Annotated in this window: 9 protein-coding genes; 8 read left to right on the plus strand and 1 reads right to left on the minus strand. The window is 76.1% G+C overall.

Going from position 1 to position 11772, the window contains the following annotated elements:
• Positions 1 to 20: 20 nt before the first annotated feature.
• From ACFVVA_RS05080 to ACFVVA_RS05110, 7 genes are read left to right on the plus strand one after another with little or no spacing between them, the layout of a single operon-like run.
• Complete coding sequence (locus ACFVVA_RS05080) at positions 21 to 1544, plus strand: sugar transferase (protein ID WP_387685820.1); 1524 nt, start codon at positions 21 to 23, stop codon at positions 1542 to 1544.
• A gap of 6 nt (positions 1545 to 1550) precedes the next feature.
• Positions 1551 to 2897, plus strand: a complete 1347-nt coding sequence (locus tag ACFVVA_RS05085) for an O-antigen ligase family protein (protein ID WP_387685822.1) — start codon at positions 1551 to 1553, stop codon at positions 2895 to 2897.
• Positions 2894 to 4633: a lipid II flippase MurJ gene (locus tag ACFVVA_RS05090; protein WP_387685824.1), complete on the plus strand. Its 1740-nt coding sequence runs from the start codon at positions 2894 to 2896 to the stop codon at positions 4631 to 4633. Before ACFVVA_RS05085 ends, ACFVVA_RS05090 begins: the two co-directional genes overlap by 4 nt.
• A complete protein-coding gene (locus ACFVVA_RS05095; RefSeq protein WP_387685826.1) occupies positions 4623 to 5474 on the plus strand; it encodes a polysaccharide deacetylase family protein in 852 nt (283 codons plus the stop codon). The genes ACFVVA_RS05090 and ACFVVA_RS05095 overlap by 11 nt, the downstream gene beginning before the upstream one ends.
• Positions 5471 to 6586, plus strand: a complete 1116-nt coding sequence (locus tag ACFVVA_RS05100; RefSeq protein WP_387685829.1) for a glycosyltransferase — start codon at positions 5471 to 5473, stop codon at positions 6584 to 6586. Before ACFVVA_RS05095 ends, ACFVVA_RS05100 begins: the two co-directional genes overlap by 4 nt.
• A gap of 49 nt (positions 6587 to 6635) precedes the next feature.
• Complete coding sequence (locus ACFVVA_RS05105; RefSeq protein WP_387685831.1) at positions 6636 to 7760, plus strand: Wzz/FepE/Etk N-terminal domain-containing protein; 1125 nt, start codon at positions 6636 to 6638, stop codon at positions 7758 to 7760.
• On the plus strand, positions 7757 to 8917 hold the full coding sequence (locus ACFVVA_RS05110) for a GNAT family N-acetyltransferase (protein ID WP_387685833.1): 1161 nt from the start codon (positions 7757 to 7759) through the stop codon (positions 8915 to 8917). Before ACFVVA_RS05105 ends, ACFVVA_RS05110 begins: the two co-directional genes overlap by 4 nt.
• 4 nt (positions 8918 to 8921) lie before the next feature.
• Here ACFVVA_RS05110 and ACFVVA_RS05115 read toward each other — a convergent pair whose 3' ends face one another.
• Positions 8922 to 10163, minus strand: coding sequence for a glycoside hydrolase family 26 protein (locus ACFVVA_RS05115; protein ID WP_387685835.1), 1242 nt, complete (start codon positions 10161 to 10163; stop codon positions 8922 to 8924).
• 369 nt (positions 10164 to 10532) lie between these two features.
• Here ACFVVA_RS05115 and ACFVVA_RS05120 point away from each other — a divergent pair, with 369 nt between their 5' ends.
• Positions 10533 to 11600 (plus strand): hypothetical protein, encoded by a 1068-nt coding sequence (locus ACFVVA_RS05120; protein WP_387685837.1) that lies wholly within the window; start codon positions 10533 to 10535, stop codon positions 11598 to 11600.
• Positions 11601 to 11772: the final 172 nt, after the last annotated feature.

Consider the following 11772-nt stretch of genomic DNA (forward strand, 5'->3'; position numbering starts at 1 on the left):
GCAGGGGAGATCGTGCGCTGATGACCATTGACCACGACAGTGTGCCGCGCTCGGGAGGGCCCCTCTCCGGTCCCCGCCGGCCCGGTACCGGGCTGCTCGACCGGCCGGCGGGAGCGGCGCGCCCTGGGGTGGTCACGTCGCCGCGCCGGCCCCGCGGGGCGGTCCGCTCCCGGCTGGCCCTGTCGCTCGCCCTGGTCCAGGCCGACATCATCGCGCTGTGCTCCGCCGGCGGCATCGCCAACCACGCCGTCGACCCCGCCGCCCCGCTCGACCCCCTGCTCGGCGTCCCCGCCGTCCTGCCCCTGTTGCTCCTGCTCAACCTGGCCGGCGGCCTCTACCGCTCCCGGCTCACCCTCTCCGTCCTGGACGAACTGCCCGCCCTCACCGCCCGGGCCGTGGTCGCCACCGCCTTCGCCGTCACCCTGTCCGGCTGCCTCGACGGCCACTGGCCCGACTGCGGCCCGGCCAGCCCCGCCCGGCTCACCGTCCTGCTCGGCGCCCAGCTGCTGATCGCCGCCGTCGGCCGCGCCGTCCTCTACCACCTGGTCCGGCGGATCCGCCGCAGCCGCCCCAGCCCCGTCCTGGTGCTCGGCGCCGGCCGGCTCGGTCGCCGGGTCGCCACCGCCCTGCGCGAGCACGGCGAGTACGGGATGCGCCCGGTCGGCTTCCTCGACGCCGACCCGCCGCTGCTGCCCGGCGGCACCGACCTGCCCGTCCTCGGCGGCCGCGAGGCACTGGAGCGCGAAGTGCGCCGGCACGGCGTCCAGCACGTGGTCGCCACCGCCGGCGCCGCCGACGAGGCCGAGACCGCCGCCACCCTGCGCGACGCCGCCCGGCTCGGCTGCCAGGTCTGGCTGGTGCCCGCGCTGCGCGAGTACGGCTCGCTGCCCGCCACCCCGGTCACCGGCGGCGACCACCTGTGGGGCTTCCCCTGTCTGCGGGTCGGCCGCCCCGCGCGGCGCCGCCCCGGCTGGGCCGTCAAGCGCGCCCTGGACGTCACCGCCGCCACCCTCGGCCTGCTGCTGCTCGCCCCCGTCCTGGTGCTCTGCGCGCTCGCCGTCCGCTTCGACACCGGCCCCGGCGTGCTCTTCCGCCAGCAGCGCACCGGCCTGGACGGCAGGGTCTTCACCGTCCTCAAGTTCCGCACCCTGCGCCCGAGCAACGAGCACGAGTCCGCCACCCGCTGGAACATCTCCCAGGACCACCGGATGGGCACCGTCGGCCGGCTGCTGCGCAAGAGCTCGCTGGACGAGCTGCCCCAGCTGTGGAACGTCCTGCGCGGCGACATGAGCCTGGTCGGCCCGCGTCCCGAACGGCCGTACTTCGTCATGAGGTTCGGCCAGGCCTACCCCGAGTACGCCGACCGCCACCGGGTCCCGGTCGGCCTCACCGGCCTGGCCCAGGTCAACGGTCTGCGCGGCGACACCTCCATCGAGGACCGGGCCCGCTTCGACAACCGCTACATCGAGAGCTGGAGCCTCTGGCAGGACGTCAAGATCCTGTGCCGCACCGCGGCCCTGATGCTCCACCCGGACGGGAGCTGACCCCGCGTGGCCCTGACCCTCCCCGCCCTCCACCGCCCGGTCTTACGCGGGGCCCTGCCCGCGCTCGCGCAGCGCACCAGCCCGCTGGCCGCCGCCACCGTCCTGCTGGTCTGCGTGCCCACCGGGCAGAAGGACGTCGCCGCCGCCGTCCACATCACCGCCGCCGACCTCGCCTCGCTGGCCCTGGTCGCCCTCACCGCGCTCGACCTGCTGCGCGGACGCCTGCCCGCGATCAGCCGCACCGCCTGCGCCCTGTTCGGCGCCGTCGTGGTCGCCGCCGCCGTCGCCACCCTCGGCTCGATCGACCCCGCCGCGAGCGCCACCGGCTTCGTCCGCCTCACCCAGGTGTTCGTCCTGGTCCCCGCCGCCGTCCTCTGCTCCCTGCGCGACCGCACCGACCAGCGCCTGGTCCTCGGCTCCTTCGTGCTCGCCGCACTGATCCAGGGCGCGGTCGGCGCCAAGCAGTACCTCACCGACACCGGCGCCTCCTACACCGGCCAGCCGATCCGGGCCGTCGGCACCTTCGGCGCCCTCGACATCATGGCGATGTCCAGCGTGGTCAGCTACGGGCTGCTCGCCGCCCTCGCGCTCGGCCTCGCCGAGCGCGGCCCCGACGGCAACGCCCGGCTGCGCCGCGCGATGTTCGCCGCCGCCGCCTTCCTCGCCTTCCCGCTGGCCGTCTCCTTCAGCCGCGGCAGCTGGATCGCCACCGGCCTCGCCGCCACCGTGCTGCTGCTGCGCGTCGACGCCCGGCTGCTGGTGCGCGCCGCGGTCCTCGGCCTGGCCACCGCGGTCGTCCTGGTCGGCGGCCTCGGCCTCGGCGGCTCCGGCGTCACCAAGCGGCTCAGCTCGATCGGCTCCGTCTCCGCCGCCCCCGACCAGTCCGTCTCCGACCGGTACGACCTCTGGTCCACCGCCGGACGGATCTGGCAGGACCACCCCGTGCACGGCGCCGGGCCCAAGGCCTTCCAGCAACTGCGCGACAGCCACGCCCCGCTGCGGCTGTCCTCCGGCAGCGACGCCGCCGACGCCACCATCGGCTTCCAGCGCGAACCGCTGCTCTCCCCGCACAACATGTACCTCCTGGTGCTGAGCGAGCAGGGCCTGATCGGCATCACCGCCTACGCCGCGCTCTTCCTCGCCCTGCTGACCGGCTGCCTGCGCCACCGCCACGGCCCCGGGCTCGCCGCACTCGCCCTGCTCACCTGGGTGCTGGTCGACTTCCTGTACGCGGACATCGGCGGCGCCACCACCGTGCTGACCTCCGTCGTCCTCGGCCTCGCCGCCCGCGCGGCCGCCCACCGACCCGAACTCCCCGCCACCGGCCCGGTGGCCACCGGAGCGGCCCGGTGACCACCGACCCGCCCGCCGCCGTCGTCCCCTCCCTCCCGGCTCCCCGCGGCGCCACCGGCGAGGACCCGCCCGCCGAGCCCCACCCGGCCCCCCGGCGCGGCTTCCTCGCCAAGGCCTTCGGCATCACCGCCGTCCTCAGCGCCGCCGGCTCCGGCCTCGGCCTGCTGCGCGACCTCCTGCTGGCCCGCTACTTCGGCGCCAACCAGGGCACCGACGCCTTCCTGGTCGCCTGGACCGTCCCCGAGACCGCCGCACCGCTGCTGATCGAGGACGCCATGTCCTTCCTCATGGTGCCCGCCTTCGCCCTCGCCCTGGTGCTGCGCGAGGAGGACCCGGACGCCCCCGACCCGGTCCGCCAGCTGGTCCGCGCCACCCTGCCCTGGCTGCTGATCGCGCTCGGCGGCCTCGCCCTGGCCGTCGTCCTGGGCGCCCCGGAACTGGTCGACCTGCTCGCCCCCGGCCTCCCCGACCCCGCCCTGGCCGTCACCTGCACCCGGATCACCGCGATCACCGTGCTGCCCTTCGGCGTGGCCGGCTACCTGGCCGCCGCGCTGCGCGCCCACCACCGCTTCCCCGCCCCGGCCGGCATCTACGTCGCCTACAACCTCGGCATCCTCGCCGTCCTGCTCTGCCTCCACGCCTACCTCGGGGTGCGCTCCGCCGCCCTCGGCGTCGCGGCCGGCAGCCTGCTGATGGCCGGTCTGCTGGTCGGCCCCTTCCTGCGCCGGCTGCGCCAGGGCCCGCCCGACACCGGCCGCGGCCGCCGCTCGCGCCGGGCCCTGGTGCTGATGCCGCTGGCCCTGCTGCCGGTGGCCGCCTTCACCCTCACCCGCCAGTCCCAGGTCTTCGTCGAGCGCTACCTCGGCTCGGCGCTGCCGCCCGGCACCATCTCGCACCTCAACTACGCCGCCAAGGTCTCCCAGCTCGCCATGACGGCGGGTCTCCTGATCTGCACCGTCACCTTCCCGCTGGTCGCCCGGGCGCTCGCCGCCGGGGACCTCACCGCCGCCCGCGACCGGGTGGAGAAGGACCTCGGCCAGGCGGCGGCCGTCGTCCTGCTCGGCACCGCCTTCCTGATGGCCTGCGCCCCCTCGGTGGTCTCGCTGCTGTTCGAACGCGGCGCCTTCGGCCCGCACGACACCGCCGCCACCGCCGACGTCATCCGGGTGTACAGCTTCGGCCTGCCCGCCCAGGCACTGACCGGCGTGATGATCCGCCCCTACTTCTCGCTGCGCCCGGTGGTCCGCCGGGCCGACGACCCGGGCGGCGAGGACGGCCGCCGCCGGCTGCTGGACTGGTACCCGGCCGCCGCGATGGTGCTCGGCCTCGGCGTCACCGTCGCCACCGGCCTGCTCGCCACGCCCCGCTTCGGCGCCCTGGGGCTCGCCGCCGGCAACGCGGCCGGCATCACCGCCACCGCCGCCCTGCTGCTGCACGGACTGGTGCTGCGCGGCATCCCGCTGCGGCTGCGCCGGGTGCTCGGCGGCCACGGCCGGCTGGTGGCCGCCGCCGCCGGGGCCGCCGTGCTCGGCGCCGCCGTCGCCGGACCGACCGCCGACCCCCTGCTCTCGACCCTCTTCGGGGGCCTCACCGTCGTGCTGGCCTTCGCGGCTCTCGGCACCGGGCTCGGCGCCCGCGAGGTGCGCGGCCCGGTCCTCGCCGTCGCCCGGGCGCTGGGGCCCGTCCGGAACCCGCCAACCGTCGCCGAAGAAGGGAAGCGTCCCGATGGACAATGAACGGGGCACCGTCCGTTCGGCCCGGGCGGGCGTCAGCGGCGCACCGCCGCACCGGGCACGACTGCCCAGGAGCCGCCACCCGGTCGGTGAACCGCCGATCCCCGGCTCCGCCTCGCCGTGGATCCTGATGTACCACTCGGTGGCGGTCGAGACGGAGGACCCCTACCGGCTCACCGTCAGCCCCGAGCGGTTCGCCGAACAGATCGCCTGGCTGCACCGGCGCGGCCGGCGCGGCGTCTCCGTCCGCGAGCTGATGCGGGCCCGCGCCCTCGGCCGGGACGACAGGCTGGTCGGCCTCACCTTCGACGACGGCTACGCCGACTTCGCCCGGTACGCGGTGCCGATCCTCCGGGCGTACGGCTTCACCGCCACCGCGTACGTGGTCGCCGACCTGCTCGGCCGGGACAACGACTGGGACACCGACGGCCCGCGCAAGAAGCTGCTCACCGTCCAGGAGGTCACCGAACTCGCCGCCGCGGGCTGGGAGATCGGCTCGCACGGCCTCGGCCACCGGCCGCTGCCCGGCCTGCCCGCCGAGGCCCTCGCCGTCCAGGCCCGGGAGAGCCGGCGCCTGCTGGAGGAGGCCGTCGGCGGCCCGGTCACCGGGTTCTGCTACCCGTACGGCGCCGTCGACCTGCCCGCCGCCCTGGCGGTGCGCGACGCCGGGTACGACCACGCCTGCGCCATCGCGCACTCCCCGCTCACCGGCCGCTTCGCCCTGCCCCGCTGCTACGTCGGCGACCGCGACGGCGCCTGGCGGCTGCGGGCCAAGCAGGGCCGGCACCGGCTGCGCGACGCCGTCACCGGGCTGCGCCACGCCCGCCGGGAGGCGCGGCCATGAGGGTGCTGCACATCGTCACCGGACTCGCCGCCGGCGGTGCCGAGCGCCAGCTCCACCTGCTGCTGCGGCACCTGCCGGCGCACCAGCAGTGCGAGGTGCTCGCCCTGACCAACCCGGGCGCGGTCGCCGCCGCGCTGCGCTCCGACGGCGTCACCGTCCACCACCTCGGCATGCGCGGCAACCGGGACCTCGGCGCGCTGCCCCGGCTGGTCCGGCTGGTCCGGGCCGGCCGCTACGACCTGGTGCACACCCACCTCTACCGGGCGCAGCTGTACGGACGGCTGGCCGCCCGGCTGGCCGGGGTGCGCGCGGTGGTCTCCACCGAGCACTCACTGCACGCCGGGGTGATCGAGGGCCGCCCCGTCACCCGGGGCGTCAAGGGCCTCTACCTGGCGGCCGAACGGCTCGGCAGCACCACCGTCGCGGTCTCCCGGCAGGTCGCCCAGACACTGCGCTCCTGGGGCGTCCCGCCGGCCCGGATCGAGCTGATCCCGAACGGCATCGACACCTCCCGCTACCGCCTCCCGCCCGCCGAACGGGCCGCCGCCCGCCGTCGGGTGCGGGCCGAAATCGGGCTGCCGCAGGGGAGCTGGGCGGTCGGCGGGGTGGGCCGGCTGGTGCCCGGCAAGCGCTTCGAGGTGCTGGTCGAGGCGCTCCCCGGGCTCGACCCGGCCACCCGGCTGGTGCTGGTCGGCGAGGGCCCGGAACGCGCCGCGCTGGAGCGCCGGGCCGAGGAACTCGGCGTGCGGGAGCGACTGGTGCTCACCGGCGAGCGCGACGACGTGCCCGAACTGCTGGCCGCCCTGGACGTGCTGGCCGCCCCCTCAGCCGCAGAGACCTTCGGCCTCGGCGTCCTGGAGGGCCTCGCGGCCGGGCTGCCGGTGCGCCACAGCGCCTGCCCGGCGCTCGACGAACTGCCGCCCAGCGCCGCCCCGCAGGCCCGCCGCATCCCCTCCGAGCCGGCCGCCTACACCGCCGCGCTGCGCGACCTGCGGCCGCTCAGCGGGCACATCGCCGACCCGCTGCCGCACCCCCCGGCCGTCGGCCACTACGACATCGCCCGGGTCGCCGCCGACCTGGGCGCCCTCTACGACCGGCTGGCCCGCGTCTGACCGCCCGCCACCGCCGGAACCGCCGTACCAGACCCAAGGAGCAAGACCCATGACCACACCGCGCCGAAGCGCCCGTCGCCTGGTCCGCCGCTGGTGGCCGGTGGTGCTGGCGGTACCGCTGGGCGCCGCGGCCGGCGCCGGGTACGCCGTCGTCTCGCCGCCGTCGTACGCCGCCAACGCCTACGTCCTCGTGGTCGCGCAGAACCCCGGGGAAGCCGCGATCGCGACCAACTTCGCCCAGGCGTACGGCCGGCTGGCCGGTCAGCCGCAGGTGCTCGCGGTCGCGGCCGCGGAGACCGGCCACACCCGGTCCGAGCTGGAGTCCCTGGTGCACGGGACGACCTCGCCGGACGCCCCGATGATCGAGCTCACCGGCACCGGGCGGCTCCCCCAGGAGGCCGCCCGGACCGCTGACGCGGTGGCCCGCTCGCTGGTCGCCTTCGCCAACACCAGCAGCAAGGACACCAACGTCCGGCTGGTAACGCTGTCCCCGGCCGCCGCGCCGGACAGGCCGACCACGCCCTCCGGGAAGCTGGACGTCGCGGTCGGCGGCGCGGCCGGGCTGCTGCTGGGCGCCCTGGTGATGATGAACCGCCGCCGGGGCGGCGCGGGGACGCCGGAGGCCGCCGGGAGTCCCGAGATGCCGCGGGTCCTGCGGGCCGCGCGGGCATCGCAGGCGGCACAGGCCGCACAGGCCGCACAGGCCGCGCAGGGATCGGAGGGATCGGAGGCCCCCGCCGCCTCCGCGCCGGTGGCGGTCCCGACGACGCCGCGCCCGCGCCGCGAGGAGCCGGCCCAGGTCAGGACCGAGTCCGGTGGCGACGCCGTGCCCACGCCCGCGCCCGGCGCCGAGGCCGGCGCCGAGGTCGAAGGGGCGAAGGCAGGGAGCGTGAAGACCGCGAGCGTGAAGGCCGGGAACGGGAAGGCCGAGAGCGTGACGGCCGGGAGCGTGAAGGCCGAAGGCGTGAAGAAGGGGAGCACGAAGGCCGAGAAGAAGCCCGTCGGGAAGCCCGCCAGGAAGGCCGGCGCCGGGCCCGCGGCGGCGGAGCAGCCCCCGGCCGAGGACCGGACCCCCGCGGTGGAGGACCAGCCCTCCGTCGTCGAGGAGCAGGCCCCCGCCGTCGAGGACCGGCCCGCCACCCAGGCCAAGGCGCCGGCCGGGAGCGCACGATGAGCACCGAGACCCGCAGAAGCGGCCTGCCCGCCCAGGCGACGGCGCCGATCTGGACCACCGAGCTCCACGGCGAGGACGACGCCCTGGACCTCCTCGCCGAGGAGTGGGACGACCTGGCCGGCCGCTGTCGGACCGCGACCTTCTTCCAGGCCGCCGACTGGCAGCGCTCCTGGTGGCGCCACTACGGCCGCCCCGGCAGCCTGCTCGTGGTGCTGGTCCGCCGGGACGGCCGGCTGGTCGGCGCGGGCGCCTTCGTGCGCCGCGGCGGACCGTTCGGCGGACTGACCGGCCTCGGTGGCGGACTGGTCGACTACACCGACGTCCTGCTCGACGACGAGTGCGCCGACCGGGCCGCCGCCGAGTTCGCTGCCGCGCTCCCGCTCACCCGCCCCTGGCACTGGCTGGAACTGCGCGAGGTGCACCCCGAGGCGGCGGTGCAGCGGGTGTACGCGCACTGGCGCGGCAGCCGCCGCCGCTACCGGGACTCGCTCTGCCAGTACCTGCCGGCCGTCCCGATGGACCGGCTGCTCAAGCGGGTGCCCGGCAAGACCGCCCAGCGCAGCCGGGTGAAGCTCCGCAAGATCGCCGAGGCCGGGGTGACGGTCCGCTCCACCCCGGCGGCCGAGGTGCCGCAGGCGCTGGACGGGCTGCTGCGGCTGCACTTCCAGCAGTGGCAGGCGCGCGGTGTCACGCCCGAGCACCGCACCGAGCGGTTCGCCAGGCACCTGACCGAGTCCACCACCGGACTGGTCGCCTCCGGCAGGGCCACCGTCCACCAGTTCCACCTGGACGGCCAGCTGGTCGCGGTGAACCTGCTGCTGCTCTGCCCGTCCTTCGGCGGCCTGTACATGTACGGGGCGCACCCGGTGCTGCGCGAGCGGCTGGACATCGCCGGGCTGCTGTTCAGCGCGGCGCTGGACGAGACGGTCGGCGCGGGCGTCCCGCTGCTCGGCCTGTTGCGCGGCCAGGAGCCGTACAAGCAGCGCTGGCGTCCGGACCAGCTGTCCAACCACCGGCTGCTGCTCGGCCCGGCGGGGGCGGCGCCGGCGGCGGCCGTCCGTGCCGGGGCGGTGCGGGCCCGGCAGGCGGCGGCGCACCAGCTGCGCACCCGCTTCCCCCGGCTCAAGGAAGCGCTGCTGGCCTGCCGCCGCAGCTGAGCGCTCAGTGCCGGGCGTGCGGCGCGCCCGTCGGCCGGCCCGTCGACTTGCCCTTCGCGGGACGGGCCGACGGGCTCGCCGTCCTGCTCGGCGCGGTGCCGCCCCCGGGCACGGCGGGCGCGGCCGGCACGGCGGGCGGGTCCGGCGGGCTGGGCGGGCCCTGCGCCGGGGGCACGTCCGTCGGGGCCGGTGCGTCCGCCGGCGCCGGCGCCCCCTTCGAACCGGCCATCAGCTGTTTGAACGTGGCCGCCGAGCGCGGATTGCGCTCGCACTGGAAGAAGCCGTGCGGACAGTAGTCGGTGACGGTCTGGTAGGCGGTGTCGTGGGTGCGGATCCAGTCGACCATCCGCTGCACGAACTCGGGGTTGTCGCCGTTGCGGAACAGCCCCCACTCCGGGTACGAGACCGGCTTGCCGCGCTTGGCGGCGAACTCCACCTGGTCCTGGAGGCCGTACGGCTCGCGCACGTAGTCGTCGAAGGTGCCGCCCGCCGGCTGGTCGTAGTTGTCCATGCCGATGATGTCGACCACGTCGTCACCGGGGTAGCACTTGGTCCACGGGACGGCGTCCAGGCCCCGGCTGGGGGCGAAGTCGAAGCGGAACCGCTGCCCGGGCACCGAGCGCATCACCCCGACGATCCGCCGCCAGTACGTCTTCCACGCGGCCGGGTCGGGCTTGCAGCGGTGGGTGTAGGTGGTGCCGTTCATCTCCCAGCCGAGCGTGAGCACGGTGTCCGCGCCGCCCAGCGCGACCAGCCGGCGCGCGAGCTTGAGGAAGTGCCCGTCGAAGTCCCCGCGCGCCCCCTGGGCCAGCAGGTCGGCGACCTCGCCGTCCGGCACCTTCGCCTCGCTGGGCACCAGCATCGGCACCCCGAGCACCAGCAGCCGGGACGGATCGGCCTGCCGCCACTGCGACCACAGACCGAGCACCATCGGCTCGCCCTCGATGTCGCTCCAGCTGTTGCCCGCCAGATAGGTGTGGCCGACCTGCATGTTCGCGTCGCCCAGCCACTGCGCGTACCGGCCGATCTGCGGGATGTAGTCGTCCCAGGAACCGACGAAGGCACCGAACGGCGGCTCGTGGTTCGGCCGCTGGACCGGCGGGCGGGGAGCCGCGCCGCGGGGCTCGATGGTCTCCGAGGAGAGGGTGTGCCGTTCGGTCTGGCTGAACGGCGTCCCGGCCGGGACGCTGGCCGTGGCCATCAGCAGCAGGGTGGCGGCGGCCAGCGTCAGGCGGCCGATTCGCATGGTGCTCTCCTCCGGACGTCTCGTGGGCGGGGCGCACGGTCTCGGCGTGGACGGACCGTGGCGCCCCGCTCGCCGACAGTAGGCCCGAAGGGGGACGAAAAAGCCGAATGTCACCCTAAAGTGGGCGCCGATCGAACGCCGTCTGCCGCAAAGACCGGCGACCCGCGGTCATGTATCAGCTTGGTAACGGTCCTGTCGGGCCCCCGCGGCCCGCTCCGCAACGCCCGGCGCGGCGGCCGGAACCCCGACGGCGCAGGTGGGCGGGTGGACGTGCGGGAAGGGCGCGCGGGGCCCGGCGGACGCCCGGCGGGACACGGCGACGGCGGAACCGGGCTGACTCGCGTGCCCGGTGAAAGGTACGCTCCGGCGGTGTCCTGGAAGCCGCTGCGTGTACTGACCCCCCGCTCGATCCTGCCTGCCTCGGCGGTGATGCTGGTCCTTGCGGCCGGAGCGGCGGCGCACGCGAACAAGCCGGTGCCGTTCGGCGACCGGGTCGCGGGACCGGGCGACGCCGGGGCGACACCGGTGAACTCCGAGTCGCTCAGCTCGGCCGACCTCGACCTGCGGGTGGGCCCCGGCCTGGAGGCCTTCCACAAGCGGACCGGCGAGCAGGCCTGGTCCTACCGCCGCGAGGGCGCCGAGGCGCTCTACCTGGCGATGGCCGGCGACAACGCGATCGTGGTCTGGGACGACGGCATGGTCACCTCGGTGCGCCCCGGCGACCACGAGGTGCGCTGGCACCGCGCGGTGCCGGGCCTGGCCGACTGGCTGCACGGCGACGGCGAGCCCGGCGCCGACAAGCGGACCGACGCCCAGCGCAAGGCGCTCGCCAAGCAGCGGGCCGCGGCCGCGCTGCACACGGTCCAGCGGGACGGCTCGCCCTGGCTGGCCCTGGTCACCCCGAACCTGACCATGGGCCTGCGCGACGCCGACGGCGACCTGCGCTACAACGACAAGCCCTCCGGCAGCTGCGTCTACGACCCGCTGCGCGCCGTCCACACCGACTACGCCGTGCTCATCCCGCGCACCTGCGCCAACAGCAGCGGGCAGGCCGTCTCCGGCGGCATCACCGGCTACCGGCTGGACAGCAACGGCTGGGCGATGAACACCGGTCCGACCGCCACGGTCAAGGTGCTGGACCGCAGCCGGGTGGAGATCACCGACGGCCCGATCGTCCCGCCCAAGGTGTTCGACACCAAGGCGGCCGCGCCCGAGACGGCCTGCGGCAGCGTGGACGCGCCGTTCGCGGCGGTCCGTCCGCAGGGCGGCTGCGCGGCGGACCCGTCGGTGAACCCGGCCGTGGGCGACCCGTCGGTGAACCCGGCCATGGGCGACCCGGCGGCCACCGGTACCGCGCCGGACGCCCCGGCGGCTACCGGTACCACGCCGGACATTCCGGCGCCCGCGGAGGACCGATCGGGCGCGCAGCCGCAGTAACGGGGACGACCCGCGGACGACGGCCTTCGGCCCCGGAACCGGCGGGCGGCAGGCCGCCGGATACCCCGGGCCGGTACACCTCCGAGGGTGACACGGGGCCCGGTAGACTTGCCGCCATGGCTATTTTCTCCGGGCAATAGCGGGCGGCGGCGCCAGGAGGGCCGCGCCGACC

It is taken from the genome of Kitasatospora sp. NPDC058048 (assembly GCF_042885555.1).
GTDB classification, from domain to species: Bacteria; Actinomycetota; Actinomycetes; order Streptomycetales; family Streptomycetaceae; genus Kitasatospora; species Kitasatospora lactacystinica.